Annotated in this window: 26 protein-coding genes; 12 read left to right on the top strand and 14 right to left on the bottom strand. The window is 64.7% G+C overall.

All coding sequences use genetic code 11. The annotated features are described in order from the left end of the window. Positions 1-2: 2 nt before the first annotated feature. A complete protein-coding gene (locus V6M61_RS18735) occupies positions 3-788 on the bottom strand; it encodes a crotonase/enoyl-CoA hydratase family protein (RefSeq protein WP_332778110.1) in 786 nt (261 codons plus the stop codon). Positions 789-832: 44 nt separating this feature from the next. Next, entirely contained in the window at positions 833-1,072 is a 240-nt protein-coding gene (locus V6M61_RS18730) for a DUF2917 domain-containing protein (RefSeq protein WP_332778109.1), read from the bottom strand. 95 nt (positions 1,073-1,167) lie between these two features. Between V6M61_RS18730 and V6M61_RS18725 the strand changes: the two genes are divergently transcribed. Next, positions 1,168-2,091: a LysR substrate-binding domain-containing protein gene (locus V6M61_RS18725; RefSeq protein WP_332778108.1), complete on the top strand. Its 924-nt coding sequence runs from the start codon at positions 1,168-1,170 to the stop codon at positions 2,089-2,091. 28 nt (positions 2,092-2,119) lie between these two features. Here the strand turns inward: V6M61_RS18725 and V6M61_RS18720 are convergent, their stop codons facing one another. Together V6M61_RS18720 and V6M61_RS18715 are read right to left on the bottom strand one after the other, a co-directional pair. Continuing rightward, positions 2,120-3,070 (bottom strand): pyridoxamine 5'-phosphate oxidase family protein, encoded by a 951-nt coding sequence (locus tag V6M61_RS18720; RefSeq protein ID WP_332778107.1) that lies wholly within the window; start codon positions 3,068-3,070, stop codon positions 2,120-2,122. A gap of 112 nt (positions 3,071-3,182) precedes the next feature. Beyond that, positions 3,183-3,848 carry a glutathione S-transferase family protein gene (locus V6M61_RS18715; protein ID WP_332778106.1) on the bottom strand — a complete coding sequence of 222 codons (666 nt, stop codon included), beginning with the start codon at positions 3,846-3,848 and terminating at the stop codon, positions 3,183-3,185. Between the two features lie 123 nt (positions 3,849-3,971). Here V6M61_RS18715 and V6M61_RS18710 point away from each other — a divergent pair, with 123 nt between their 5' ends. The 3 genes from V6M61_RS18710 to V6M61_RS18700 are packed head-to-tail and all read left to right on the top strand — an operon-like array spanning position 3,972 to position 7,765. Next, the gene (locus V6M61_RS18710; protein ID WP_332778105.1) at positions 3,972-4,862 is read left to right on the top strand and encodes a LysR family transcriptional regulator; all 891 of its coding nucleotides are present in this window, start codon (positions 3,972-3,974) and stop codon (positions 4,860-4,862) included. 13 nt (positions 4,863-4,875) lie between these two features. Beyond that, positions 4,876-6,255 (top strand): glutathione-disulfide reductase, encoded by a 1,380-nt coding sequence (gorA, locus tag V6M61_RS18705; protein ID WP_332778104.1) that lies wholly within the window; start codon positions 4,876-4,878, stop codon positions 6,253-6,255. A gap of 13 nt (positions 6,256-6,268) precedes the next feature. Beyond that, entirely contained in the window at positions 6,269-7,765 is a 1,497-nt protein-coding gene (locus V6M61_RS18700; RefSeq protein WP_332778103.1) for an AMP nucleosidase, read from the top strand. Between the two features lie 132 nt (positions 7,766-7,897). Here the strand turns inward: V6M61_RS18700 and V6M61_RS18695 are convergent, their stop codons facing one another. Further along, a complete protein-coding gene (locus V6M61_RS18695; RefSeq protein ID WP_332778102.1) occupies positions 7,898-8,869 on the bottom strand; it encodes a tripartite tricarboxylate transporter substrate binding protein in 972 nt (323 codons plus the stop codon). Between the two features lie 11 nt (positions 8,870-8,880). Then, a complete protein-coding gene (locus tag V6M61_RS18690) occupies positions 8,881-9,960 on the bottom strand; it encodes a 4-oxalomesaconate tautomerase (RefSeq protein ID WP_332778101.1) in 1,080 nt (359 codons plus the stop codon). A gap of 97 nt (positions 9,961-10,057) precedes the next feature. Between V6M61_RS18690 and V6M61_RS18685 the strand changes: the two genes are divergently transcribed. Then, the gene (locus tag V6M61_RS18685) at positions 10,058-10,984 is read left to right on the top strand and encodes a LysR family transcriptional regulator (RefSeq protein WP_332778100.1); all 927 of its coding nucleotides are present in this window, start codon (positions 10,058-10,060) and stop codon (positions 10,982-10,984) included. A gap of 182 nt (positions 10,985-11,166) precedes the next feature. Here the strand turns inward: V6M61_RS18685 and purT are convergent, their stop codons facing one another. Beyond that, the gene (gene purT, locus V6M61_RS18680; protein WP_332778099.1) at positions 11,167-12,393 is read right to left on the bottom strand and encodes a formate-dependent phosphoribosylglycinamide formyltransferase; all 1,227 of its coding nucleotides are present in this window, start codon (positions 12,391-12,393) and stop codon (positions 11,167-11,169) included. A 115-nt stretch (positions 12,394-12,508) separates the two neighbouring features. Between purT and V6M61_RS18675 the strand changes: the two genes are divergently transcribed. From V6M61_RS18675 to V6M61_RS18660, 4 genes are all read left to right on the top strand, one after another. After that, entirely contained in the window at positions 12,509-13,477 is a 969-nt protein-coding gene (locus tag V6M61_RS18675; protein ID WP_332778098.1) for an ATP-binding cassette domain-containing protein, read from the top strand. Positions 13,478-13,635: 158 nt separating this feature from the next. After that, positions 13,636-14,463 carry an ABC transporter permease gene (locus V6M61_RS18670; protein ID WP_332778097.1) on the top strand — a complete coding sequence of 276 codons (828 nt, stop codon included), beginning with the start codon at positions 13,636-13,638 and terminating at the stop codon, positions 14,461-14,463. Positions 14,464-14,510: 47 nt separating this feature from the next. Next, on the top strand, positions 14,511-15,023 hold the full coding sequence (locus V6M61_RS18665) for a hypothetical protein (RefSeq protein WP_332778096.1): 513 nt from the start codon (positions 14,511-14,513) through the stop codon (positions 15,021-15,023). After that, positions 15,020-16,390: a GAF domain-containing protein gene (locus tag V6M61_RS18660; protein ID WP_332778095.1), complete on the top strand. Its 1,371-nt coding sequence runs from the start codon at positions 15,020-15,022 to the stop codon at positions 16,388-16,390. The genes V6M61_RS18665 and V6M61_RS18660 overlap by 4 nt, the downstream gene beginning before the upstream one ends. Positions 16,391-16,416: 26 nt before the next feature. Here V6M61_RS18660 and V6M61_RS18655 read toward each other — a convergent pair whose 3' ends face one another. The 3 genes from V6M61_RS18655 to pcaH all read right to left on the bottom strand — a co-directional run bounded on the left by V6M61_RS18655 (position 16,417) and on the right by pcaH (position 18,690). Then, a complete protein-coding gene (locus V6M61_RS18655) occupies positions 16,417-17,154 on the bottom strand; it encodes a hemerythrin domain-containing protein (protein WP_332778094.1) in 738 nt (245 codons plus the stop codon). Between the two features lie 214 nt (positions 17,155-17,368). After that, a complete protein-coding gene (gene pcaG / locus V6M61_RS18650; protein ID WP_332778093.1) occupies positions 17,369-17,959 on the bottom strand; it encodes a protocatechuate 3,4-dioxygenase subunit alpha in 591 nt (196 codons plus the stop codon). Between the two features lie 17 nt (positions 17,960-17,976). Further along, positions 17,977-18,690 (bottom strand): protocatechuate 3,4-dioxygenase subunit beta, encoded by a 714-nt coding sequence (pcaH, locus tag V6M61_RS18645; RefSeq protein WP_332778092.1) that lies wholly within the window; start codon positions 18,688-18,690, stop codon positions 17,977-17,979. 143 nt (positions 18,691-18,833) lie between these two features. Between pcaH and pcaQ the strand changes: the two genes are divergently transcribed. Further along, entirely contained in the window at positions 18,834-19,772 is a 939-nt protein-coding gene (gene pcaQ, locus V6M61_RS18640; RefSeq protein ID WP_332778091.1) for a pca operon transcription factor PcaQ, read from the top strand. A 5-nt stretch (positions 19,773-19,777) separates the two neighbouring features. Here pcaQ and V6M61_RS18635 read toward each other — a convergent pair whose 3' ends face one another. Continuing rightward, complete coding sequence (locus tag V6M61_RS18635; RefSeq protein ID WP_332778090.1) at positions 19,778-20,737, bottom strand: class I SAM-dependent methyltransferase; 960 nt, start codon at positions 20,735-20,737, stop codon at positions 19,778-19,780. 131 nt (positions 20,738-20,868) lie between these two features. Here V6M61_RS18635 and V6M61_RS18630 point away from each other — a divergent pair, with 131 nt between their 5' ends. Together V6M61_RS18630 and V6M61_RS18625 are read left to right on the top strand one after the other, a co-directional pair. After that, the gene (locus V6M61_RS18630) at positions 20,869-21,324 is read left to right on the top strand and encodes a MarR family winged helix-turn-helix transcriptional regulator (protein ID WP_332778089.1); all 456 of its coding nucleotides are present in this window, start codon (positions 20,869-20,871) and stop codon (positions 21,322-21,324) included. Positions 21,325-21,392: 68 nt separating this feature from the next. After that, positions 21,393-21,821 (top strand): organic hydroperoxide resistance protein, encoded by a 429-nt coding sequence (locus V6M61_RS18625; protein ID WP_332778088.1) that lies wholly within the window; start codon positions 21,393-21,395, stop codon positions 21,819-21,821. A gap of 475 nt (positions 21,822-22,296) precedes the next feature. Here V6M61_RS18625 and V6M61_RS18620 read toward each other — a convergent pair whose 3' ends face one another. From V6M61_RS18620 to V6M61_RS18610, 3 genes are all read right to left on the bottom strand, one after another. Then, entirely contained in the window at positions 22,297-23,316 is a 1,020-nt protein-coding gene (locus tag V6M61_RS18620; protein WP_332778087.1) for a Bug family tripartite tricarboxylate transporter substrate binding protein, read from the bottom strand. A gap of 111 nt (positions 23,317-23,427) precedes the next feature. Then, a complete protein-coding gene (locus V6M61_RS18615) occupies positions 23,428-24,084 on the bottom strand; it encodes a hypothetical protein (RefSeq protein WP_332778086.1) in 657 nt (218 codons plus the stop codon). A gap of 23 nt (positions 24,085-24,107) precedes the next feature. Next, the gene (locus tag V6M61_RS18610) at positions 24,108-25,466 is read right to left on the bottom strand and encodes an amidase (protein ID WP_332778085.1); all 1,359 of its coding nucleotides are present in this window, start codon (positions 25,464-25,466) and stop codon (positions 24,108-24,110) included. Positions 25,467-25,469 lie beyond the last annotated feature (3 nt).

The following is a 25,469-nucleotide window of genomic DNA, read 5'->3' as shown; positions in this document are numbered from 1 at the left end:
CTTCACCGATGAAGGAATACCGGTTGCCGCTTCTCCACGAAAGCAGCCGTTCCCTCCCTCGCATCCGGTGAAGCCGCAGCGATCATGAATTGCGCCGCCTCGATGGCCAGGCCTTCGTCGATTGAGACATTGAGGCCGCGCGTGACGGCGCGCAGCGAGGCGGTCACGGCCACGGCTGAGTTGGCCGCAATCAAATCCGCCATGCGCAGACAGGCAGGCAGCAAGTCTTCCGCCCCCACCACATGGTTGATGAGCCCGATCAGCAATGCCTCTTCCGCACTGATGGCCTCCCCCGTCAGGATCATTTCGTTGGCGCGCTTGCGGCCTATGTGGCGCGGCAGGCGTTGCGTGCCGCCAAAAGGAGGAGGAAAACCCAGCCGGATTTCAGGTTTGGCAAACGTCGCGTGGCGAGCCGCAATCGCCAGGCTGCAGGCCTCCATGGTTTCACAGCCCCCGCCGAAGGCGATGCCGTTCACGGCTGCAATGATGGGTTTAGGGTAATTTTCGATCCGGCGCGTCATGGCCTGGCCGCGCGCAACGAAGCGCCGGTAGGCTGTTTCGGGCGATGAGGCAACATCGGGCGCGAAACCGGTGATGTCCGCGCCTGCACTGAAGGCCTTGTTGCCCCGCCCGGTCAGCACCAGGCAGCGTACGGTGTCGTCGCGCTCCAGCGCATCGAGCCGGTCCATCAGTTCGTCGATGAGTTCGTAGCTCAGGGCGTTGAGTTTTTCGGGGCGGTTCAGCGTCAGCACCACGTGCTGGCCGCGGCGCTCGGTTTCCAATAGCATGCCGTAGTCTCCTGGAGGGTTTAGGTTTAGGTTTAGATTTGGTTTTAGGGCTGGGAAGCAAAGGCGATGCGGCTGCAGGCGCCGTGACGCCGCAGCCCGCTCACGTAGTAGTCGGCGGCCCGCTGCGCCACGAAGGCCTGGCCGCGGTCCAGCACGACGTCGCCGGCTATAGCGTCGCTGGTGATCCAGACGCCGCCCCGGGTGCAGGTCAAGGCCTCGCCAGGGTGCAGGTGCAGGGCTTGGGGAATGAGCCCGACCTTCAGTGGGGATTGCAATGCGCTCATGATGGTCTCCTTCAAAACTGTGATCTGATTCTTCTCTGGAACCGGCCCGCGTGGCCGGATGGTTTGTCATCCGGGGTATTCCAAACATTCATGCCATGCTCAACAGCTCTTCATCCCACTCCCTTCGTGCGATGTCACTCGACGCGATCCGCGGCTTTGAGTCGGCAGCCCGCCACCTGAGCTTCACCGCTGCGGCCGAGGAGCTTTGCATCACGCAGTCAGCCGTGAGCAAGCAGGTGAAAAGCCTTGAAGACGCGCTCGGCATGGCGCTGTTCCTGCGCGGCGGCAAGGGGCTGAGCCTGACACCCGAGGGCCGGCAGCTCTATGAGGCGGCCCGTGCATCGCTGGCGCAACTGGCCACCGCCATTGACCGCCTGCTGGCCGTGGACCGGGTGTCGGTCTCGGTCACCACCACGCCGTCTTTTGCCGCGCTGTGGCTGGCGCCCAAGCTGGCGAAGTTTCAGGCGCTGGAGCCGGCCATCGATGTACGCGTCGACGCCTCGGAGGCCAGGCTCAACCTTGAGCGCGAAGGCATGGACCTTGCGGTGCGGCTCAGTCCGCTGCAGGCCGGCACGGAAGGCCCGCCGCCCTTGCTGCAGGAGCAGGTGATGCTCGTGGCGGCGCCGGCCATCGCGGCGCGCATCGCCTCTGCCGCGGACATACTGCACGTGCCGCTGCTCGTTTACTACGACCCGGCGATGCGCTTTCCCTGGATGTCCTGGACTGCATGGTACGAACGCCTGAGCCTGCGGCAGTCGCCGCAGCAGCCCTGCCTGTATTTCTCGCAGTACGAACATGTGCTCAACGCCGCCGTGCAGGGCGCAGGCGTGGCCATGGGGCGCACACCGCTGGTGCTGCCCCTGCTCCGGAGCGGCCAGCTTCAGGTGGTCCTGCCCGGCCAGACGGTCGAGGGCATGGCTTACCGCATCGTCACCTCGGCCCACAGCGCGGAGCGGCCGGCCGTGCAGAAATTCCGCGAGTGGCTTGAACGCGAACTCACGCTCGAGGTGATCGGCTGATCCCCCGCAGCGGCGGATTCCTGGAGGCTCAGGTCCAGGCGCCGGTGGCCTCCAGCACGGGTGACAGCTCCGCCGGGCCCCAACGCAGGGGCAGCGAGGCCTCCACCCGCTTCATCGACTGCACCTTGAAACGCAGCAGGCGCTGGGCGCCGTCAAAGGCCGCCACTTCAGGGCCATCCCAGATGATGTCTGCCGTGACCGCCAGGTACAACAGGTCACCGTTGTCAAAATCGATGAACAGCAGGCCGGCCCGCGGATTGACCGCAATATTGCCCAGGGTGTTGAAGAAAAAATTGCCCATGAAATCCGGCACCGTGAGCGTGCCGTCGGCGTCCACCCGCACAAAGCCTGGTTTGCCGCCTCGGTGCGACACGTCCACACCGCCGGCCCGGCCCGCCTCCAGCTGGTCGCCCGCATAGGCGGTGGCGATGTAGAGGGTGTCGGCCGCTTCAATCATGCGGCGCGCCGCATCATCAAGTTGCGCGGCGCTGTGCACGGCCGGGCTGCCGGACCGGTGGCCTTCTACATACACCGGCTCGCGGGCCTGGATGTATTTGGGGCAGTTGCCAAAGCTCTGGCTCAACTGCACCCTGAACCCCGACGCATTCAAGCCCTGCACCACGCCGTTCATGCGGTTGCGCCGCCGGGTGTGGGGCTCTATGCCCAGCAGACCGATGGCAGCACCGTCGGCCAGTGTCGCCTGCAACGGATCGGCCGGCAGGGGCCGTGCCTGCAGCACCAATTGCTGCGGATCGGGGGACTGAATGAAACCGGGCGGCGCCGCCAGCACAGAGGCCCAGGGTTGGCCGGCGTCATCCACGGTCCCGGCAATCACAAAAGGCAATTGCCCGAAAAATTCGCGGTGCTGCTCCGGCATGAAATCCCGGATCACGCGCGGGCCGAGCTGCGCCAGCCGGTCCCGCACGCCCACGCGCTCCTGCACCGCGCGCTCGCCTTCGTGAAATGTGGCGCTGCTCATTGGGTAACCTCCGCGCTATGCGCTACGGTATTGGCTACGACGTCACAAGCGCTTCGCGCAGTTGTGAGTCTTCGCCGCAACTTCGTTGTCGCCTTGGGAGCGGCCCGGCGGCTCATGCCGCCAGCCCGATGGGTGTTTTGACCATGGGCACAAAACGCGGCAGGGCCTCGATGCGGGCCAGCCAGGCGCGCAGATGGGGGTAAGGCGCCAGCGAGACATTGCCTTCGGGCGCGCGGGCAATGTAGCTGTAATTGGCAATGTCGGCCAAGGTGGGCGTGCTACCCGCCAGAAACGCCGACTGCCCCAACTGCTGCTCCATCACGGTGAACAGGGCATGGGCACGGGCAATGGCGACATCGGGACTGTCCGGCCTTTTGAAGAGCTGGATAACCCGCGCCGCGGCGGGCCCGAACGCCAGCTGGCCGGCGGCCACCGACAACCAGCGCTGCACTGCGGCAGCGGCCAGAGGCTCGCGCGGCAGCCACTGCTCGGCGTTGGCCGCATAACGCCCTGCGAGGTACACCAAAATGGCGTTGGAATCGGCCAGGGTGACGTCCCCGTCCTGAATCACCGGCACTTGGCCGAAAGCATTCATGGCCAGGAATTCAGGTGTTTTGTGCCCCCTGGCGGCAAGGTCGATATCCACTGGCTCAAACGGCAGGCCGAGCAAAGACAGAAACAGTTCCACCCGGTGGGAGTGGCCGGAGATCCTGGAGCGATAAAGCTTGATGGGCTGCGCGGGGCGCGTAGGGAAGGTTGAAGCAGCGGCTGGGCTCATGATGATCTTTCAGGAAGTTGGTTGGACAAGCTGGATTCTGTTTCATCCATTAACTTGAATAAATAGTCAAAACAGAATTTAACTACTCCGTTAAGTGAATCAATTTGAATTAGCATTCAACCCATGGACAAGCTCAGGGCCATGCAGGCCTTTATTCACATAGCCGAAGAGGGCAGCCTGACCGCCGCGGCCCGCGTCATGGCTTCGTCGTTGCCGGCCATGGTGCGTACGCTGGCCGGCTTTGAGGCGCAGCTGGGTGTGCGCCTGTTCAACCGGACCACGCGGCGCATTTCGCTGACCGAAGAAGGCCGGCGGCACCTGGAGAGCTGCCGACAGGTGCTGGCGGCCATCGATGACGCCGAGGCGGCGCTGACGGCAGAAGCCGGGGAGCCGGCGGGCCACCTGACCATCACCGCGCCCATGTTGTTCGGCCAAATGCATGTGGCGCCCGCCGTGACGCGTTTTGTGCAGCAGCACGAGAAGATGCGCTGCAGTGTGGTGCTGCTGGACCGCGTGGTCAACCTGCTTGAAGAGGGCATTGACGTGGGCATTCGCATTGGCGAGCTCGAAGACTCCAGCCTGGTCGCTCAGCCCGTGGGCCACATCCGGCACCTGGTGGTGGCCAGCCCGGCCTGGCTGCGCCGCCACGGCGTGCCCCAACATCCCAAAGACCTCCTGAAAGCCAACTGCGTGCGTGTGACCGACCATGCCCCCACGTGGGGACCGTTCAATGACCAGGGCCGGCAGCTGCGTTTGGCGGTCAGTGGTAATCTGGAGTTCAACCAGATCGCTCCGGCCGTTGCAGCTTGCGTGGCGGGCGCGGGCTTGGGCATGTTTCTGTCTTATCAGGTGGCACCGTTTCTGCAAAATAAACAACTGCGCACCGTGCTGGAGGATTTTGAGCCGCCGATTCGCCCCATTCACGTGGTCTACCCGCATGCCCGCCTGCTGCCCAAACGTACCCGGGTGTTCATTGAGTGGATAAAAAAAGAACTCCAGGACTTCCAGTCCTGAAAGGAAAAAACGCATGCAGACTTTTGACTTCGATCTCTTCGTCATCGGTGGCGGCAGCGGCGGCGTACGGGCCGCGCGCATGGCGGCGCAGCGCGGCGCGCGCGTGGCGCTGGCCGAAGCGGGCGCCATGGGCGGCACCTGCGTCAATGTGGGCTGCATTCCGAAGAAGCTCTACAGCTATGCCGCGCATTACGCCGAGTCGTTTGAAGAGTCGCATGGCTTTGGCTGGGTCGGGACGGCCCCCCAGCTGGACTGGGAACTGCTCAAGGCCAACCGGGCGCGCGAGATCAGCCGCCTCAATGGCGTGTACCTCCAGCTGCTCGACAGTGCCGGGGTGCAGACCCTCAGGGGCTGGGCCACCCTGCTGGACGCCCACGCCATCGACGTGGCAGGCCAGCGCTACACGGCCCAAAACATCCTGATTGCCACGGGCGGTGCGCCCACCATCCCCGACGTGCCGGGACGTGAGCTGGTGGTGACGTCCGACGACATGTTTGACCTGAACCCCTTCCCCAAGCGCCTGCTGGTGGTTGGCGGTGGCTATATCGCCTGCGAATTTGCCTCCATCTTCAACGGTCTCGGCGCACAGGTCACGCAGGTGCACCGCCGCGACAAGCTCCTCACGGGGTTTGACGACGATGTGCGCCGTTTTCTCGCCAGCGAAATGAGCAAGACCGGCGTCAAGCTGCAGCTGGGCGCAGAAGTGGCCGCCATCACCCAAACCGCCGAGGGGCTGCGGGTTGACCTGAAAGACGGCAGCCAGGGACCGTTCGTGGTCGACACCGTGCTGTATGCCACCGGCCGGCGGCCCAATACCCGCGGACTCGGGCTGGAAGATGCCGGCGTGGCCGTCAACGCCCACGGAGCGATTGAGGTGAACGAGCGCTACCAAAGTTCGGTGGCGTCCCTTTATGCGCTGGGCGATGTCACCGCGCGCCTTCAGCTCACGCCGGTGGCGCTGGGTGAAGCCATGGTGGTGGTGGACCAGCTGTTCGGCCCGGCCGCCGGCAAGGCGCCGCGCAGCATGAGCTACGACTTCATCCCCACCGCCGTGTTCACCCACCCCAACATTGGCACGGTCGGTTATTCGGAGGCCGAGGCGCGCGAGAAGTTTGCCAGCATCAGCGTGTACCGCAGCGATTTCAAGGCGCTCAGGCACACGCTCAGCAACAGCACCGAGCGCACACTCATGAAGCTGCTGGTCGACGACGCCTCGGACCGCGTGGTGGGCTTGCACATGGTGGGGCCCGATGCCGGCGAGATCGTGCAGGGCTTTGCCGTGGCGATGAAGGCCGGCGCCACCAAGGCGGTGTTTGACAGCACCATTGGCATCCACCCCACGGCGGCTGAAGAATTCGTCACCATGCGTGAACCCGTGAAATCCCCCACCTGAAAGGCCCCTGTACATGCCTTACCTGCCCACTTTCATCGCCCCCAGCCGCTACACCGACCCCGCCGCCGCGCTGGCGCAGGTGCGAGCGATTTACGACCAGCAGATTGCCCACCTGCGTGATGCCATGCAGCGCTATGTGGCCGGTGAAACACTGCCCGGCCATGTGCGCGCCTGCTACCCCTTTGTGCGCGTCCACACCGTCACGGTGGCGCGCACCCCGGCCGCCCCCGACAGCGCCCGGCTGAGTTACGGTTTTGTCGCCGGGCCCGGCCGTTTTGAAACCACGCTGACGCGCCCCGACCTGTATGGCGACTACTACCTGGAGCAGTTCCGCCTGCTGCTGCAAAACCACCAGGTCGAGTTGGAGATAGGCACCAGCACGCAGCCGATTCCGGTGCATTTTTCGTTTGCCGAACGCGACCACATCGAAGGCAACCTGAGCGTGGCGCGCCGCATGCTGATGCGCGATGTGTTTGACCTGCCCGACCTGGCGGCGATGGATGATGGCATTGCCAACGGCACGCACGAGCCCAGGCCCGGCGAGGCCCAGCCCCTGTCGCTGTTCACGGCGGCCCGGGTCGATTACTCGCTGCAGCGCCTGCGCCACTACACCGGCACCTCGCCCGACTGGTTCCAGAACTTCGTGCTGTTCACCAACTACCAGTTCTACATCGACGAGTTTGTGCGGCTTGGCCACGAAGAGATGGCCAAGCCCGACAGCGAGTACATCGCCTTTGTCGAGCCCGGCAATGTGGTGACGCGCCGCACCGGCCTGCCTGCTGAAGCAAGTGACGCGCTGGGCACACCGCCGCCCCGGCTGCCGCAAATGCCGGGCTACCACCTGATGCGCGCCGACCGCAGCGGCATCACCATGGTCAACATCGGCGTGGGCCCGGCCAACGCCAAGACCATCACCGACCACATTGCCGTGCTGCGGCCTCACACCTGGATCATGCTGGGCCACTGCGCCGGCCTGCGCAACAGCCAGCAGTTGGGCGACTACGTGCTGGCGCACGGCTATGTGCGCGAGGACCATGTGCTGGACGAAGAGCTGCCGCTGTGGGTGCCTATCCCGGCGCTGGCCGAAATCCAGGTCGCATTGGAGCGCGCCGTGGCCGACGTGACCCAAGTCAAGGGCTCGGCGCTCAAAAGCATCATGCGCACCGGCACCGTGGCCTCGACCGACAACCGCAACTGGGAGCTGCTGCCAGCCAACCAGCCGCAGCGCCGCTTCAGCCAGAGCCGGGCGATCGCCCTCGACATGGAAAGCGCCACGATCGCGGCCAACGGTTTCCGCTTCCGTGTGCCCTACGGCACCCTGCTTTGCGTGAGCGACAAGCCGCTGCACGGCGAGATCAAGCTGCCGGGCATGGCCGACCACTTCTACCGCGAGCGGGTGGACCAGCATCTGCGCATAGGCATCCGCGCGGTGGAGCTGCTGCGCGGCCAAGGCATCAACCAGCTGCACAGCCGCAAGCTGCGCAGCTTTGCCGAGGTAGCCTTCCAGTAATTCGGCGAAGTTTTACGCTATTTTTTGATAGCTGTTTGCGCACATATTGATTGGGATCAAGCCCGTTTTGATGCATGCCAACGGGCTTGACAGGCTCCCCGCCACACAAGCCAAGCACCTACCCTGCCCGCCTCAGTCGGCGGACAGTTTCGCCAGCTGAACCACGCGCTTCCACTTGACCAGCTCGCTGCTGACCAGGGTGCGCAGCTGTTCCGGGCTGCTGGTCTCCACATCGGCACCCTGGTCCTCGATGCGCTTGATGGTGTCCTTGTCGTTCAGCACCTTGTTGAGCGCGGTGTTGATCTTGTCCACCACGGCCTTGGGCGTTTTGGCCGGCGCAAACAGGGCGTACCACTGGGTCACGTCCACACCGTCCACGCCCAGCTCCTTGAGCGTGGGCACGTCGGGCAGCGCGCTGGAGCGGCGCGGGCCCGCCACGGCGACGGCCTGCAGCTTGCCGCCCTTGACATGCGGCAGCGCGCTGAACAGGCTGGGGAACATCACGTGGGTGTGCCCGCCTATCGTGTCGGAGAGTGCCGGTGCCGAGCCCTTGTAGGGCACGTGCAGCAGGCCGATATTCGCATTGAGCTTGAACAGCTCGGCGGCAAAATGCGGCGCCGTGCCGTTCCCGGCCGACGCGTAGCTGTATTTGTCGCGCTGGGTTTTCAGCATCGCCATCAGGTCCTTGCCGTCCCTGGCTTTCAGCCCCGGGTTCACCACCATCAGCGTGGGCGAATAGCCCACCAGGCCGATGGGTTCGAAGTCGGCCACCGGGTCGTAGCGCAGCTTTTGCAGGGCCGGGTTCATGGCGTGGGTGGCCACATAGCCGAACAGGATGGTGTAGCCGTCGGGCGCGGCCCTGGCGACGGCTTCAGAAGCGATCGCCCCGTTGGCGCCGGGCTTGTTGTCGACAATCACGGTCTGGCCCAGCAACGGTCCCATCTTCTGGGCAACGATGCGGGCCATGGCGTCATTGCCGCCACCAGCGGCCGTGGGCACGACGATGGTGATGGTCTTGTCCGGGTAGGCCTGCGCAGCAGCCGCGCACAAGGCCAGGGCCAGACCCGACAGCAGCGGACGGGCGTGTTTCATCAAACGGTTCATGGTCAGTCTCCTCAGTGGGTCAACAGGCGCGCAGGGAGATGCAGTTCCCCTTGCATGATTTTTCGGGCGGTGCGGATAACGGAGGCCTGGCTCACGCGCAGCCCCTCGCGGCCGTCCTGCAGGTCGGCCGCAATCTGGATCGCGCCGGATGGGTGCAGCACGCGCAGCGTGTGGTGGCCGGGTGCCAGCGCCTTGCCGCTGGCCACGGTGCCCGGCAGCGCCAGGGCGGTGGCCACGCCGATGGCGCCGGTCACCGCATGCGCCGTGTGGCAGCGCCTGGGCGTGAAGTAGCGCGACACGATGGCGCCCGGCTCCCCGCGCGGACTGACCAGCACCGGCTTGGGCACCACGCTGGCAGAGACATCGCCCAGCCCCATGAGGGCGCCGGCCTGGCAGCGAATGCGCTCCAGCCGCTCCAGCAGGCCGGGGGTGGCATCGAGTTCAGCGGCCGATTCGCGACCGGTGACGCCCAGGCTGGCCGCCCGGATCAGCACCATGGGCATGGCCGCGTCAATGCAAGTCACCGCCACCCCGTCGATCCAATCGATGCGCTGGCCGGTCGGAAACAGCTGCCCCGTCACCGCGCCCCAGGCATCGAGAAAGGTCAGGTGGATAGGCGCTGCCGGGCCCGACACACCGTCGATGCACACGTCGCCGTCATAGGTCACGCGGCCGCCGGGCGTCTGCACCGTCACGTCGATGCGGGCGCCGGTGTTGACGTTGTGCACCCGCACCGAGGTGATGCCGTCGCTGGCCTGGATCAGGCCCTGCTCGATGGCAAACGGTGCCACCCCGGCCAGCATGTTGCCGCAGTTGGGGCGCGTGTCCACCGTCTGCTGGCCCACGCCCACCTGCGCAAACAGGTAGTCCACATCGCAGTCCACCCGCGACGAGCGCGACACGATGGCGACCTTGCTGGTGAGGGAGTTGCCGCCACCCAGCCCGTCAATCTGGGTCAGATCCGACGAGCCTATCGCGCTGAGCAGGACCTGGTCGCGTTCGGCCGGGCTCTCGGGCAGCCAGTCGCGCAGGAAGAAGGGGCCGCGTGATGTGCCTGCACGCATCAGGACGCAGGGAAGTGAAGTGTTCATGGAACGAATGATGGAAGTTCACAAGAATTTTGTAAATTGCAACTTTCAGAACTATTGATGCAAAATACTGAATACCTACTTCTTCGTTGGCGACACCATGAGCATCAACTTTGACCTGCATGATCTGCAGGCTTTTGCCTCGGCGGCCGAGCTCGGCAACTTCCGCAAGGCGGCCGAAGCCGTGCACATCTCCCAGCCCGCCTTCAGCCGCCGCATCGACAAGCTGGAAGAAGCACTGGGTGTGCGGCTGATCGACCGCAACACCCGCAGCATGAACCTGACCGGCGTGGGCCGCGACTTCGCGCGCAAGGTGCGCCAGCTGCTGGACGACCTCGATGAAACCCTGCTCGGCATCCGCGAGGTGGGCGCCACGCGCACGGGCGAGATCACCGTGGCCTGCGTGCCGTCGGCGGTGTACTATTTCCTGCCGCAGGTGCTGCGCACCTACCACGCGCGCTACCCGCGCATCCGCATCAAGGTGCACGACGCGAGCGCCAACGAGGTGCTGTCGGTGGTGGCGAGCGGCCAGGCCGACTTCGGTGTCAACTTCATCGGCAACGACGAACCCGGCATCGAATTCCGCACCATCCTCGAAGAACGCTTTGTCGCCGCCTGCCGCAAGGACCACCCGTTGGCGAAGAAACGCAAGGTCAGCTGGAGCGAGCTGGGGCAGTACGACTTCATGTCGGTCTCCAAGTCATCGGGCAACCGCATGCTGCTGGACCTGGCGCTGGCCGGCGTTGAATTGCGGCCGCAGAGCATTTACGAAGCCCAGCACGTCACCACACTGCTCGGTCTGGTGGAGGCCGGCATGGGCGTGGCCGCCGTGCCGGCCCTGGCCATGCCGGCAGCCGACCACCCGGTGCTGGCCAGCGTGCCGCTGCACGACCCGGTGGTGACGCGCCGCATCGGACTGATACGGCGCAAGGGCCGCAGCTTCACACCGGCGGCCGAACGGCTTTACGAACTGCTGTCGGACCTGCGCAAGGGACGCCGCGGCGCCCGCAAGACCACCGCCACCTGAATACTGCCCGTGGCGTTCGTACCAAAGACAGCGCCGAGCGTGCGGCGCAGGCCATGCGTTGAGCTTGCCATCAATCATGACGGGGCATGATGGGACTGCGTTACCGTTCGCCCTAAGGTATCGAAGGGCTTTTAAGGCTTCAACAAGCTCAGTCCGAACGGGAGGAGTTTTGCGGTGCGTCCCTAAGGCTGGCGCGGCTTGACTTTGGAAGCCGCGAGCCGGGCATGGGCCCGTGCCACTTCCACATCCGCATCAAACGCCAGCGCCACCCCCATGCGGCGCTTGACAAAGCTCTCGGGCTTGCCGAACAGGCGGATGTCGGTGTTGGGCACGCGCAGCGCATCGGCCACGCCGTCAAACACCAGGCCTTGCGCATCGATGCCACCGTAAATCACGGCGCTGGCGCCCGGGCTTTTGAGCGCGGTGTTGACCGGCAGGCCGAGAATGGCGCGCGCGTGCAGTTCAAACTCGTTTTGCCACTGGGTGCACAGGGTCACCATGCCGGTGTCATGCGGGCGCGGACTGACCTCGCTGAACCACACCTCGTCGCCCTTGACGAACAACTCCACGCCAAACAGGCCCAGCCCGGAGGGCTTGCCGTCAAGGCCAACTCCGAGGTTGTCGGTCACGGCCCTGGCAATGTCGCGGCTTTTCTGCAGCGCCGCCGCACGCATCGGGTGCGGCTGCCAGCTTTCCACATAGTCGCCGCTGACCTGAAGGTGGCCGATGGGCTCGCAAAAATGCGTTTCGACCTGTCCGTCTGCGCCGCGTGCGCGCACCGTGAGCTGGGTGATCTCGTAATCGAAGTCTATGAAGCCTTCGACAATCACCCGGCCGCGGCTCACACGGCCACCGGACATGGCATAGTCCCAGGCGGCTTTCACGTCGGCCGGCCCGGCAATCTTGCTTTGGCCCTTGCCCGATGAGCTCATCACCGGCTTGACGATGCAGGGGTAGCCAATCTTGCCGTCAATCGCAGCCTGCAGTTCCTGCAGCGAATCGCAAAACACATAGGGGCTGGTCGGCAGGCCCAGCGTCTCGGCGGCCAGGCGGCGAATCCCTTCGCGGTCCATGGTCAGGCGTGCGGCGCGCGCCGTCGGGATCACGCGCACCGTGCCGGCGGCCTCCAGTGCTTCGAGCATGTCGGTGGCGATCGCTTCAATCTCGGGCACGACCAGGTGCGGCTTTTCTTTTTCAATCAGCGCCTTGAGCTGCGCCGGATCGCTCATGGTGATGGTGCGGGCGTGGTGGGCGACCTGCTGGCCAGGGGCGTTGTCGTAGCGGTCTACCGCGATGGTTTCCACGCCCAGGCGCTGCAGGGCAATCAGCACCTCTTTGCCGAGCTCGCCGGAGCCCAGCAGCATGACTCGGGTGGCGTGGGATGAGTAAGGGGTTCCAAGGGTGGTCATGAGGCAGGTAGAAATAAGAAAGTAAGGAGGGTGTCGAACGGAACCATGCAATTTACCGCAAGTCGCGGGCCGCCCGGCCCAGGCCGCTCTTCACCGCTTGGGTCACAATGTATTGATGAACCAAGTTGCCAGTTCTTCGGCACCCTCCCCCATCTTTTCCGTGCGGGGTCTTCACAAGCGCTACGCCGCCGCCACGGTGGTCGAGAATCTCTCATTCGACATCGCGCCGGGTGAGTGCCTGGGCGTGATCGGCCCCAACGGCGCGGGCAAGACCACCACCATCCGCATGTGCCTGGGCCTGACCGCGCCGGATGCGGGCGGCATCGCCTATTTTTCGGACAGCGGCAGCACGCCGGGCCTGCAGATGCCGCAGGACGCGCTGGCCATCAAGGCGCAGCTGGGGGTGGTCAGCCAGTTCGACACGCTGGATCCGGACTTCAGCTGCGCCGAGAACCTGCTGGTCTACGGCCGTTATTTCGGCATGAAGGATGCGCAGATCCGCGAGCGCATCCCCCGACTGCTGGAGTTCGCCGCGCTCTCGCACAAGGCCAACGCCAAACCCGGCGAGCTGTCGGGCGGCATGCGGCGGCGCCTCAGCCTGGCGCGCGCGCTGGTGAACGACCCCCAGCTGCTGCTGCTCGACGAGCCCACCACCGGCCTGGACCCGCAGGCCCGCCACCTGATGTGGGAGCGGCTGCAGCTGCTCTTGCAGCAAGGCAAGTCCATCCTGCTGACCACCCATTTCATGGACGAGGCCGAGCGCCTGTGCTCACGCCTGCTGGTGCTGGACCACGGCAAAAAAATCGCCGAAGGCCGGCCGCGCGACCTGATTGCCCAGCATCTGGAGCCCGATGTGGTCGAGGCCTATGGCAATGGTGCGCTCGAACTGGTGAACTCGCCCCTTACCTCGCTCGCCGCGCGCGTCGAGGTCAGCGGCGAGACCGTATTTTTCTACACGCAAGGCGCCAAACAGCTGCTCGACGCACTGGCCGTGCATTCGCAGCTGCGCACGCTGCACCGGCCCGCGAATCTTGAGGATTTGTTCCTCAAGCTCACCGGGCGGAAAATCCGGGAGGACAGTTGACCATGAACAGCGACGAACGCAATCTTGAGCACCGCCCCCTCGGGGCTGACGTCCGCGGCTCCAAGCCTGCCTGTGCAGGCTTGGACGGACGCAAGAGCAGCCGCGTTTCGCGGCGGCACGTCCAGCGAGGACACGCCCGTGCCGAGCGTGAGGGCCTCTTGCCTACCTGGAGAGTGCCCGACCTCTCGTCGCGCTGGTGGCCGGTGTTTCTGCGCAACCTGCTGGTCTGGCGCAAACTGGCCATTCCCAGCCTGGTCGGCAACATCGCCGAGCCGCTGATGTGGCTGGTGGCCTTTGGCTACGGCATGGGCGCGCTGGTGGGCGAGGTCAGCGTGGGTGGCAACGGCGGCAACGGCGGCGAAGGCGGACTGGGTCCGGCCAAAGTCCCCTACATCCTGTTTCTGGCCAGCGGCTCCATCTGCATGAGCGCGATGAATGCCGCTTCGTTCGAGGCCCTGTATTCGGCGTTTTCGCGCATGCATGTGCAGAAAACCTGGGACGGCATCATGAATGCGCCGGTGAGCCTGGACAGCGTGCTGCTGGCCGAGATGCTGTGGGCCGCTTTCAAGGCGCTGTTCACCGTCACGGCCATCCTGGGCGTGATGCTGGCTCTGGGCATCAGCCACAGCCCCAAGCTGCTGCTGGCCTGGCCGATTTTGCTGCTGGCCGGCATGATGTTTTCATGCATCGCGCTGATCTTCAACGCCCTGGCCAAGAGCTACGATTTTTTCACCTACTACTTCACACTGGTACTGACGCCCATGATGTTTCTGAGCGGCGTGTTTTTCCCGCGTGAACAGTTGCCCGGAGTGGTGCGCATGGCGTCCGACTGGCTGCCGCTGACCAGTGCGATCGAGCTGGTTCGCCCGCTGTTCATGGACCAGTGGCCCGAACACCCGCTGCGCCATCTGCTGGTGCTGGCGGCCTACACCATAGGCGCGTTCTGGGTGGCCCTGGCCCTCACACGCAAGCGTTTCAGCGTCTGAGCCGGCTGGCAGAGCTGCAGGCTGGCGCGCTTTTATACTGTGGCCGCATGAACCCTCCCACACCCAGCGGCCTGCTGTCGCCCGAACTGATCGCCATGATGGACAAGGGCGTGTCCGTCATCGTGAGTTCGTGCGACCTCGCCATGCGGCCCAGCATCATGCGGGCCGTGGGCAGCGCGGTGGCGCCGGACGGACGCTCGGTCACGGTCTACGTCTCGCGCCCGCAGTCGCGCCAGCTGGTGCAGGACATCGCGGCGACGGGACGCATTGCCGTGGTGTTTTCGGAACCGGCTTCGCATCGCACGGTGCAGGTCAAGGCCAGCAGCGCGCGCATCCGCAACGCGCAGGCTTCCGATGCGCCCGTGCTGGCGCGCTACCTGAAGTCCATGGAGGACGAAATCCGGCTGGTGGGCTTCGCCCCGCCCTTCACGCGCACCATGCTGACCCATCAGCTCGAAGACGTGGTGGCCATCAGCTTCGAGCCCTCACAGGCGTTTGACCAGACCCCCGGGCCCAAAGCCGGCGCAGCGCTGCCGGCCACCCCCAGAAGTGCCGCATGAACAGCGTGACGGCACAGCAGCCTTCCCTGGGTGAAATCCGGCCCTGCCTCGAAGGCGCGATTCCCGCCGTCATGGCGACCTGCGCCGCCGACGGCACGCCCAACGTCGCCTACATCTCGCAGGTGTTTTATGTCGACGAGCGCCACGTGGCGCTGTCCTTCCAGTTTTTCAACAAGACACGGCAGAACATACTCGCCAACCCGTACGCCACGGTGCTGGTGCTGCACCCGGTCACGGCCGCTTTCTTCCGCCTGCACATCCGTTACCTGCGCACGGAAACGCAAGGCCCGGTGTTTGAAGGCATGAAGGCGCAGCTGGCCGGCATTGCCTCGCACAGCGGCATGGCCGGCGTGTTCCAGCTGTTGGGCTCCGACATGTATGAAGTGCGGGAGATCGAGCGCATCGACGGCCGACCGCTGCCAGAAGCGCCGGCGCGCTGCGGCATGCTGGCGGCACTGCGCCGCAGCAGCGAGCGGCTGTCACGCTGCACCGGGCTCGATGAACTGCTCAATGCCGCACTGGCTACGCTGACCGACTTTCTGGACATCCGCCACGCCATGGTGCTGATGCTGGACCCCGCCACGCAGCGCCTGTACACCGTGGCCAGCTGCGGCTACGCCACGTCCGGGGTGGGCTCTGAAATTGAAATGGGCGACGGCGTGGTCGGCGTGGCCGCGCGCGAGCGCACTCCGGTGCGCATCGGCCACATGACCAGCGCCTACCTCTACAGCCGCGCCATCCGCAGCAGCCTGCGCGCCGATGCGCCGGGGCTGGCGCTGGACACCGACATCCCCTACCCCGGCCTGCCTCAACCGCACAGCCAGCTGGCCGTGCCCGTGCTGTCGGCCGGGCGGCTGCTGGGGGTGCTGTTTGCCGAAAGCCCCAACGATCTGCAGTTCGGCTTTGAAGACGAGGATGTGCTGGTGGCCATGGCCGGACATTTGGGGGCCGCGATTGACCTGATGCAAGACAGCCCCGAGCTGACCGAGCCGTCCGGGGAGGCGTTGGCCCAGCCTGCGGCGGGCGACCCGGCCCGTGGCGCCGCTTTGCAGTTGCGCCGCTTTCGGGCCAATGACAGTGTATTCATCAATGACGCCTACCTGATCAAGGGCGTGGCGGGCGCCATCTTCTGGAAGCTGGTGCATGACTACACCCGGCACGGGCGCACCGAATTTTCCAACCGCGAGCTGCGGCTGGATCCGGCCATCCGCCTGCCCGACGTCACCGACAACCTGGAGGCCCGGCTGTTGCTTCTGCAGCGCCGCCTGACCGAGCACGGCCCGCACATCCGCATCGAGAAAACCGGGCGCGGCCGCTTCCGGCTGACCGTGCTGCGCCCGCTGGAACTGCGGGACGTGGCGGCTTGAGCTGCCCGTCCTGAGTCAACCCTGAGTCAGCCCTGCACCAGGCCGGGCACCGCGGCCAGCCCCAGGCTGCGCGTCAGCTTGGCCCACTCGGTTTCCGTCAGGTACGGGCGCACCATGTCCAGCACCGCCGCAAAAGCGGGTGCCGGTGCATGGGCCTGCATGTCCGCCAATACCGCGGTGCGCTCGGCAGGGTTCATGAAAGGCACCAGCCAGCGCATGACGTACATCATCTCGTCCGGCGGGATCGAGGCCACCAGCGCGTTGTGGATGTCTGCCAGCTCCGCGTCGGTGTAGCGCGCCCACAGCACCGCGTTGTGCGCGGTTTCCTCGATATGCATGTGCTGGAAGTTGTCGGCAATGAACAGGGCCAGTTGCCGGTACAGGCTCAGAGCGGCGGCTGCGCGCGCAGGGGCCGGGCACTTGAGCAATGCACCGGTGATCTCAGCCAGCTCGGCAATGTGCTTTTCATGCGCCTCGTGCTCGTGCGCAATCACGTCACTGGCGCCCGGCGCACGCGCCTCGATGGCGGCGTGGACGAACTGGTTTTCATGCCTGAGGTGCGAGGCACAAAAGTCCAGCAGCTCCATGACGCGCTGGGTGGTCTGGAGCAGCTCCAGCGTGTCGTCGGTGTCCATGCGGCCTAGCGCCACCAGGGTGTCGGCCATCAGCGCACGCAGCGCCTTGTGGATGCCGGCATACATGTCCATGCGGGGCACGCCCTGAGCGGCGGCGACCTGCTGCATTTCGGTGGAATCGATGTTCATGAGGGATCTTCTTTCATCGGGCCTGGTGGCCACGGGGTGGGTGGTGCTGCGGCACCCCATGCGCCGCACAACCATGGAAAGAAGTCTAGAAAAATGCGAGAGGTGGCGTTGCTAAAAATTGCTTACGCCAACGCTAAAGAAACCTTAAAAATCCGGGCAGGCAGGCCTGCCCGGTACGCCTTGTGATATGGATCACAAAATCGGCCGGCAGTTTTCAGAGATCGAAAAACACCGTCTCGCGCTCGCCCTGCATGTGAATGTCAAAGCGGTACAGCGGTCCGGCCCCGGCCTGCTGGCGCGTGGCGAGCAGCGTGGCGCGGCGCTCGGCGGGCACGCTTTGCAGCACACCGTCCTGGGCGTTGGCGGCGGCCTCATCGTCAAAGTAGATGCGTGTGAAGGTATGCACCAGCAGGCCGCGCATGGTCACGCACACGTTGATGAAGGGGGCCTGGCCCGCCGCCGCAATGCCGGGCTTGACGGTGTCGAAGACAAAATGGTTTTGCGCGTAGGTGCCGGTGCCGCAACGGCCAAAGCCGGTCAGGCCCCGGGCCTGCGCCTCGGCCGGCGATGTGATGGCCTGCCCGCGGGCATCGGGCTGGCTGATCTCAACCAGCGCATCGGCAATCGGCTGGCCCGCACCATCGAACACCTGCCCGGTGATGCGGATATGTTCACCCTCGGCGTGCGGCTGTGCCAGCACCGGCGTGAACAGGCTGGCCAGGTCATAGCCGTACTGGGTAGGCACGAGGCCGTAGGCGAAGAAAGGGCCGACGGTTTGCGAAGGGGTTTGCGCAAGTTTGCTCATGGTGAAAAGCTCCCGGATTACTCAAAACGCGTGGCCTGGGGGCCGCGCAGCACGATGTCAAACACATAGCCCAGCGCAAAGTCGGGCTGGGTCACGTCCAGGCTGAACTTCGCCACCATGAATTCGCGCACGCTCGAAGGTGCACCCTGGTACATCGGGTCATGGGCCAGCAGCGGGTCGCCCGGGAAATACATCTGCGTGACCAGGCGGCTGGCAAAGTAGTCGCCAAACAGCGAGAAGTGGATGTGGTTGGGGCGCCAGGCGTTGGGATGGTTGCCCCAGGGGTAGGCCCCCGGCTTGATGGTCATGAAGCGGTACTGGCCCTTGTCGTCGGTCAGGCAGCGGCCTGCGCCCAGAAAGTTCGGGTCCAGCGGCGCGTCGTGCTGGTCCACCTTGTGCACATAGCGGCCGGCCGCGTTGGCTTGCCAGACCTCGACCAGCGTGTTGCGCACCGGGCGGCCGTCTTCGTCGCTCACGCGCCCCGTCACGATGATGCGCTCGCCCAGCGGCTCACCGTTTTTCACGGCGTTTTTGGTCAGGTCGTTGTCCAGCGGGCCCAGGTTTTCAGCCCCATAGACCGGCGCATTGAGCTGCGCCAGCGCCTGCTTGATGGGCAGCAGCGGGCGCGTGGGGCCGCGCAACAGGGTGGACTTGTACCCCGGATAGATATGCGGCGAGTGGCTGTTCCAGTCACGCGGCGCAAGGTAGGTGGGCTGATCTGCTGGGTTCATGGCGTCTCCGATCAAACAAAAAGAAAGAAAAAAAGGCCGTAAGGCTTGTTTTACGAATGAATGGACTTTAGTTCGCTCTAATGGTTATGTAAATTGACATTTTTTAGATTTATCCATAACCATTGGATATAGTTGATTTCATCATGAACGAACACATCAAATTCAGGCATTTGCAGTGTTTTCTGGCCGTGGCCCAGCACGGCAGCCTGCAAAAGGCCGCCGGCGTGCTGGCTATCACCCAGCCGGCGGTGTCCAAAACCCTCAAGGAGCTGGAAGACATGCTGGCCGTGCGCCTGTTTGAGCGCGGCCGCAAGGGCGCCGTGCTCACGCGCGAAGGCGAGGCCTTCATGCACCATGCCAGCGCCAGCGCCAGCGCCTTGCGTGAAGCGGTGGCCAGCGTGGCGCAGGCCCGCAGCCCAGGCAGCGCCGTCGTCACGGTCGGTGTGCTGCCCACCGTGGCGCCCTCGCTGATGCTGCAGCTGTTGCTGCACCTGGACCAGCCCGGCCAGCCGCAGCACAAGCTGCGCATCCATACCGCCGCCAACCCGCAGTTGCTCACCCAGCTGCGCCAGCACGAGCTGGACATGGTGATAGGCCGCTTTGCCGAGCCCGAGCAGATGCTGGGCCTGAGCTTTGAACACCTGTACGCGGAGCCGCTGGTGCTGGCGGTGCGGCCGGGGCACCCCTTGCTGCTCGATGCGGCCTTGCGGCTGGACCCGCTGGCCCACCTGGCGGCATTCACCGTGGTGCTGCCCACGCGCAGCACCGCCATCCGGCACTCGGCCGACAGTTTCTTGCTGGCCCACGGCCTGGGTCAGCTGCCGCGCACGATTGAAACCTTGTCGGTGGCCATGGCCAGCCAGTACACCGCCGCCAGCGATGCGGTCTGGCTGTTCCCGCTGGGGGCGGTGGAGGCCGAACTGGCCCGTGGCGCACTGGTGCGCCTGCCGATCAACATGGCCGGCACCGAAGAACTGGTGGGGCTCACGCTGCGCGCCGACATGGTGGCCTCTGCGGCGCAGCAGACGCTGCTCAACGCCATCCGCCTGATTGCCAAAGCGCGGCGTTCAGCCGCCGCCTGATTTAGTTAAGGCTCGCTCTGCGGCACCGCAAACCGCTTGGCCAGGTCGCCCAGGTTCAACTCGGCCAGCACCTGCCGCAAACGCTCCTGCGCGGCGCGGGTTTTGCCCGGGCTGGGTGTCGCCGGCCGGCTCGCAATGATGAGTTCGTTTTTCATCGAATGCTCCCAGCCCACCAGCTCGGTCACGGTGACCTGATAGCCATGCGCCTCCAGCTGCAGGCAGCGCAGCACATTGGTGATCTGGCTGCCAAACTCGCGCGTGTGCAGCGGGTGGCGCCAGAGCTCGGCCAGCGGCGACCTGGCCAGCGACAGCGCCTTGTTCCTGCGCAGCACACCGGCCACTTCGGCCTGGCAGCAAGGCACCAGCACCATGTGGCGCGCCTGCTTGGCCAGGCCAAAGGCAATCGCATCGTCGGTGGCCGTGTCGCAGGCGTGCAGCGCGGTGACGATGTCCACCGTGAGCGGCAGCTCGGGCGAAGTCATGGAGGCCTGCACCGACAGGTTGAGAAAGGACATGCGCGAAAAGCCCAGCCGCTGGGCCAGTGCGCGTGATTTTTCCACCAGTTCGGGCCGGGTCTCCACCCCGTAGATATGGCCTGCGGTTTTTTGCCCTCGGTGCGCGACATTGAAAAACAGGTCGTACAGAATGAAGCCGAGGTAAGACTTGCCGGCGCCATGGTCTGCCAGGGTGGGCGCCGCGCTGTGCTCGAACACTTCGTTGAGCAGCGGCTCAATGAAGTGGTAGAGGTGGTAAACCTGCTTGAGCTTGCGCCGCGTGTCCTGGTTCAGCCGGCCCTCGCGCGTGAGGATGTGCAGCTCCTTGAGCAGCTCCATCGACTGGCCCGGCCGGATTTCTTCGATCACCTGCGGCGCGGCCGTCGGGGTTTTGGCCGCTTGGCCGGCTTCGGGAGCTTGGCGCGCTTGGCCCGCGCGCTTGCTGGTTGACTTGCTGGTTGAGATAGGCATCGCCTGCAAGTCTACCGCCCCAACCATGGCGGCGCTGGCTGACGGGTAAGCCTCTTGGCGGGCGATTCAGGGACAGGTGTGATATTTTAATTAAATTGCACGCAATTTAATTGTTCGCTATAATTCAAACCATGCGCACCACCACCCCCATCTCTGCCTCGGCCCTGCTGCTGGACCGCCAGCTCTGCTTTGCGCTGTATTCCAGCTCGCTGGCCATGACCAAGCTCTACAAGCCCTTGCTGGCCGAACTGGACCTGACCTACCCGCAATACCTGGTGATGCTGGTGCTGTGGGAGCGCGATGGGCTGACCGTCTCCGAGCTGGGCGAGCGTCTTTACCTCGACTCCGGCACGCTGACGCCTTTGCTCAAGCGGCTGGAGCTTGCCGAACTGCTCACACGCCAGCGCGACAGCGCTGACGAGCGGCGCGTTCATGTCCGCCTGACCGCCGCCGGCCAGCAGCTCAAAAGCCGCGCCGAAAAAATCCCCTTTTGCGTGATGCAAGCCAGTCAGTGCTCACTGCAGGAAATCACCGGCCTGACCCGGCAGATCCAGAAGCTGCGCAACAGCCTGATTCAGCCTGTTTAGGCCAAGCTCTTTCAGTTTTCAGTTTTCAGTTTTCAGTTTTTCAACCCCGTAACCTCAAAGGAAGCACCATGACCACCAAGCTCGACAAAGTTCTCTACACCGCCCACGCCACCGCCACCGGCGGCCGTGATGGCCGCGCCGTCAGCTCCGACAAGCTGCTCGACGTCAAACTGGCTCCACCGAAGGAGCTGGGCGGCATGGGCGGCGCGACCAACCCCGAGCAGCTGTTCGCGGCCGGCTACGCCGCCTGTTTCATGGGCGCGCTCAAGCACGTGGCCGGCATGCAGAAGATTGCCGTGCCGGCAGACGCCTCTATCGACGCCAGTGTCGGCATCGGCCCCATCCCCGCCGGTTTCGGCATTGAAGCCAAGCTGGTGGTAAGCCTGCCCGGCATGGTCCGCGAAGTGGGCCAGAAACTGGTCGATGCCGCGCACCAGGTCTGCCCTTATTCCAACGCCACGCGCGGCAACATCGAGGTGGCGGTGTCCCTGGCCTGAGGCATTTCCCCGCCGGGCCGCCCCAAGGGGAAATAGCCCCCTCCGGGGGCAGCGAAGTACACGAAGTGACAAGCGTGGGGGCGCTGCCTTCGACGCTACTTCTGTGACAGCGCCCTGAAGCTGTCGCCAAGACGGCCCGGTCTTCTTGCGAAGCCGGGCGCTTCGTTGACGGTGACGGCATGAACATGGGTTGGCGCAGGCAAATTTGCTATTGTTTTAATAGCTATCTGCGCATACATTTAAAGGGCTACAGGCATTTTTTATGTCTTACTCAGTAGTCCGTAATGAAGGCGACACCACCCATGCTGTCATTCTGAGCAACGCGAAGAATCTTGCCAGCACACCGAGATCCTTCGCGGAGCCTGTCCTGAGCGCGGGCTAAGGGCTCAGGATGACAAAATATGTCGCACTACTTTCGGACTGCTGAGTAAAAAGGCCGAAACTCCGCTCCAGCGCATGCTTGGGAAGCGGAGTTTTATTGGGGCGTGATGTTGAAATCCTTGACGAACTTGGCGTAAGCATCCGACTCCTTGCGCACGAAGGTGACGAAACTGGCAGCCGAACCGCCCGCCACGTCCAGGCTGAGGTCAGCGATTTGCTTTTGCATCTCGCCGGTATTCAGAAGCTTCTGCACTTGCTCGTTCAGTTGGGCGATGATGGCTGGTGGCGTGCCTGCCGGCGCCGCCAAGCCCATCCATGCCACGGCTTTGTAACCCGCAACGCCGGCTTCAGCAACCGTTGGCACGTCCGCCAGCGTTGACAAACGCTTGTCGCTGGTCACCGCAAGCGCCCTGAGCTTGCCGCTCTTGGCATAAGGCACCGCAGTGGGAGAAGTTTCAAACATCAGATCGATCTGGCCGCCCAGGAGATCGGCCAGCGCCGGTGCGCCGCCTTTGTAAGCGACATTGAGCATGTCGGTGCCCGTCATCCGCATGAACATGCGGGCGGCAACGTCCTGCGGACCACCGACGCCAGAGGTCCCAACGCTTAGCTTGCCCGGGTTGGCCTTCGCGTAGGCCACCAACTCGCCGACGTTCTTGAACGGCCATTTTGGATTGATGATGAGGACATTTGGCTGGTCTGCAATACGGATGATCGGCGCGATGTCTTTGAGAGGCTCAAACGGTAGCTTCGCGAACATGTGGGCGTTGGAGGCCAAGCCGGCGTGGGCCAGTAAAAGCGTGTAACCATCCTTGGGCGCCTTGGCCACATAGTCCATCCCGATGTTCCCGCTCGCCCCAGCCCGGTTATCCACCAGGACGGGCTGGCCGAGGCTGGCCGAGAGCTTTTGGCCCATCAATCGGGCCACCATGTCGATGCTGCCCCCCGGAGGAAACGGAACGACCAGGCGAACGGGTTTGGACGGGTAGTTGTCTTGTGCGTTTGCGGGAGGTGAAATGCAGGTAAAACTGATCGCGATGCATGCGACAAGAAGGTGAAACTGTTTTTTCATAAATAACTCACGGCGAATTTTGGGTTGGGGTGGCGTTTCCATCGGGTTTGCTCAGGCTTGCGCAGCACCCGGAGGAAACCCGCTTGGGGTGATGATGTTCATGCTTTATTTTCGACGTGCCGGCCTCCTTTCAACTTGGGTTGTGTGGGCGACTCAGCGGGCCAGTTCCTGCGAGAACAGCTTCCATTTCAGCGCGTAACAGGCGGCGTCTTGTGCATCAGCACCCAGCAAGGCTTGCGCCTGGGCGAGAGCGGCGTCATTGGCCTGGGCACTGCTGGTCTCGATGATCAGCAGGGGCTGCAGCTGGCGGCCTTGCGTGCTTTCCTTGGGCAAGGGTGTGCTCAGCGTGGGGTCGGGGGCCAGCAGGTACGACTGCACAAAGCCGGGTTGCGCAGCCAGTTCCTGCCCCAGATGGGCTGCCCGCGTTGCCAGCGCTTTTGCATCAGAGGCCGAGTGGATCACCAACACAGACAAGCAGCTGCCGCTGCCCTGGCCGACCACGGCGGTGACCGCGCAGACGCGGCGCATCGGGTTGACCATGCGGCCCAGGTTGGTGACGGACCATGCCGTCTGTTTGCAAAATGCTGCCTGGTACGCGGGCGAGGTGAAGGCCGCCAGCGAACCGGTGCGGTACAAGCCCAGGTAGCGCTTGCCGCCGCGCACCGACTGATAGCGCGCCGCCGAAACAAAACCTTCTATGCGAGCGCGCTCTTGCACGTGTTCGTGGTCGTACCAGTCGTTGAAATCAGCCTCGTCTGCCGTACCGACGTCGGTCGCCACAAACAACATGCCATGGGAAGTGGAGTTCATGCCCATGCTCCTTCAAATGAAAATTAGCGGTGGAAATGAAGCGTGGTTTCGATGGCCGCGGCCCAGCCCAGGATGGCCGCGTCGCACAGCGCCGGGCCTGCCAGGCTCAGACCCACCGGGGCCTCTCCGGGCTGGTGGCAGGGCAGCGAAATCGCGCAGCCATCCATGAAGTTGACGATGGCTGGGTTGCGCAACATGGCACCATTGACCGTGAAGTACAGCGCCTCGTCCGCCACCAGATCGGCGGTGCGCGGTGCGATGCGTGGCACGGTGGGCATCAGCCAGCCGTCAAACTCGTCCAGGCGGGCCGCGACCCGGCGTTGCCAGTCGGCGCGCTGGGCCAGCAACTCGATATACGCCCGCGCTGTGAACTCACGCCCACGCAGGATGCGCGACAGCACACGCGGGTCGTAGCCCGCGCCGCGCCGTTCCACCAGCTCGGCATGCCAGGCCCAGGACTCCGCCGCAGCAAAGCCGCCTGCAGCATTGATGCCCGCCAACTCGTCAAATTCGGGCGCCGCCAGCTCCACCAGTTGCGCGCCCGCAGCAGACAAACGCTGCAGCGCCTGCTGGAACGCAGCGGCCACCTCGGCATCCATGCCGTCTTGCACCAGCGTGGTGGGCACGGCGAAACGTGCCTGGCCCAAGTGGCTCAGGCGTGTAGGCCTGGGGGTGTCGCAGAGCACGGCATCCATCGCGGCGCAGCCCGCCACATCGGCGGCCAGCACACCCACTGCGTCGAGCGTGGACGACAGCGGCACCAGCCCTGCGGCGGGCATGCGCCGCGCCGTCGGCTTGAAACCGGTAATGCCGCACAGCGCGGCCGGGATGCGCGCCGAGCCCCCGGTATCGCTGCCGACGCTGGCAATACACATGCCATCGGCAATAGCCACCGCAGCACCTGATGACGACCCGCCGGGAATGCGCTGTTCATGCCGCTGCCAGGGGTTGGCCGGAGTGCCATAGTGGGGGTTGATGCCCAGGCCGGAATAGGCAAACTCGGTCATATTGGTCTTGCCCACCAAGACTGCGCCCGCCGCCAGCAAACGCTGCACCGCGCCTGCGTCTTGCGCTGCCGCAGGGGCATCGCGCAGCACGGTAGAGCCAGCCGTGGTGGGCGTGCCGGCCACGTCGAACAGGTCTTTAACGGAGACGGGCAAGCCCTCCAGCGGTGAGCGGTGCAGGCCTGCCGTGCGCAGGCTGTCGGATGCTTGTGCCAGGCGCAAAGCGCGTTCGGCAAGCACCTGTGTGAAGGCGCGCGTTCCTTCACCGGAAGGGTCAGCGATGCGGTCCAGCGCCGATTCGGTCAACGCGGTGGCGCTGCTGTGCCCGGCGTCAAGTGCAGCGCGTGCGCTGGTCGTGGTGAAAGTAGGGGAATGCATGAC

It is taken from the genome of Polaromonas sp. (genome assembly GCF_036676035.1).
In the GTDB taxonomy this organism is placed as follows: Bacteria; Pseudomonadota; Gammaproteobacteria; order Burkholderiales; family Burkholderiaceae_C; genus Polaromonas.
The sequence above is the reverse complement of the archived record's forward strand: the minus strand, read 5'-3'. Positions and strand labels throughout refer to the sequence as shown.

Bases quoted from the DNA above. Each gene is read 5' to 3' on its own strand.
- V6M61_RS18625 (WP_332778088.1), top strand. From the start codon at position 21,393: ATGACCACCAAGCTCGACAAAGTTCTCTACACCGCCCACGCCACCGCC.
- pcaG (WP_332778093.1), bottom strand. From the start codon at position 17,959: ATGAGCAAACTTGCGCAAACCCCTTCGCAAACCGTCGGCCCTTTCTTC.
- V6M61_RS18660 (WP_332778095.1), top strand. From the start codon at position 15,020: ATGAACAGCGTGACGGCACAGCAGCCTTCCCTGGGTGAAATCCGGCCC.
- V6M61_RS18715 (WP_332778106.1), bottom strand. From the start codon at position 3,848: ATGAGCCCAGCCGCTGCTTCAACCTTCCCTACGCGCCCCGCGCAGCCC.
- V6M61_RS18615 (WP_332778086.1), bottom strand. From the start codon at position 24,084: ATGAACTCCACTTCCCATGGCATGTTGTTTGTGGCGACCGACGTCGGT.
- V6M61_RS18620 (WP_332778087.1), bottom strand. From the start codon at position 23,316: ATGGAAACGCCACCCCAACCCAAAATTCGCCGTGAGTTATTTATGAAA.
- V6M61_RS18630 (WP_332778089.1), top strand. From the start codon at position 20,869: ATGCGCACCACCACCCCCATCTCTGCCTCGGCCCTGCTGCTGGACCGC.
- V6M61_RS18720 (WP_332778107.1), bottom strand. From the start codon at position 3,070: ATGAGCAGCGCCACATTTCACGAAGGCGAGCGCGCGGTGCAGGAGCGC.
- V6M61_RS18710 (WP_332778105.1), top strand. From the start codon at position 3,972: ATGGACAAGCTCAGGGCCATGCAGGCCTTTATTCACATAGCCGAAGAG.
- V6M61_RS18665 (WP_332778096.1), top strand. From the start codon at position 14,511: ATGAACCCTCCCACACCCAGCGGCCTGCTGTCGCCCGAACTGATCGCC.
- V6M61_RS18735 (WP_332778110.1), bottom strand. From the start codon at position 788: ATGCTATTGGAAACCGAGCGCCGCGGCCAGCACGTGGTGCTGACGCTG.
- V6M61_RS18655 (WP_332778094.1), bottom strand. From the start codon at position 17,154: ATGAACATCGATTCCACCGAAATGCAGCAGGTCGCCGCCGCTCAGGGC.
- V6M61_RS18635 (WP_332778090.1), bottom strand. From the start codon at position 20,737: ATGCCTATCTCAACCAGCAAGTCAACCAGCAAGCGCGCGGGCCAAGCG.
- V6M61_RS18690 (WP_332778101.1), bottom strand. From the start codon at position 9,960: ATGAACACTTCACTTCCCTGCGTCCTGATGCGTGCAGGCACATCACGC.
- V6M61_RS18610 (WP_332778085.1), bottom strand. From the start codon at position 25,466: ATGCATTCCCCTACTTTCACCACGACCAGCGCACGCGCTGCACTTGAC.
- purT (WP_332778099.1), bottom strand. From the start codon at position 12,393: ATGACCACCCTTGGAACCCCTTACTCATCCCACGCCACCCGAGTCATG.
- pcaH (WP_332778092.1), bottom strand. From the start codon at position 18,690: ATGAACCCAGCAGATCAGCCCACCTACCTTGCGCCGCGTGACTGGAAC.
- V6M61_RS18700 (WP_332778103.1), top strand. From the start codon at position 6,269: ATGCCTTACCTGCCCACTTTCATCGCCCCCAGCCGCTACACCGACCCC.
- V6M61_RS18685 (WP_332778100.1), top strand. From the start codon at position 10,058: ATGAGCATCAACTTTGACCTGCATGATCTGCAGGCTTTTGCCTCGGCG.
- gorA (WP_332778104.1), top strand. From the start codon at position 4,876: ATGCAGACTTTTGACTTCGATCTCTTCGTCATCGGTGGCGGCAGCGGC.
- V6M61_RS18725 (WP_332778108.1), top strand. From the start codon at position 1,168: ATGCTCAACAGCTCTTCATCCCACTCCCTTCGTGCGATGTCACTCGAC.
- pcaQ (WP_332778091.1), top strand. From the start codon at position 18,834: ATGAACGAACACATCAAATTCAGGCATTTGCAGTGTTTTCTGGCCGTG.
- V6M61_RS18675 (WP_332778098.1), top strand. From the start codon at position 12,509: ATGAACCAAGTTGCCAGTTCTTCGGCACCCTCCCCCATCTTTTCCGTG.
- V6M61_RS18695 (WP_332778102.1), bottom strand. From the start codon at position 8,869: ATGAACCGTTTGATGAAACACGCCCGTCCGCTGCTGTCGGGTCTGGCC.
- V6M61_RS18730 (WP_332778109.1), bottom strand. From the start codon at position 1,072: ATGAGCGCATTGCAATCCCCACTGAAGGTCGGGCTCATTCCCCAAGCC.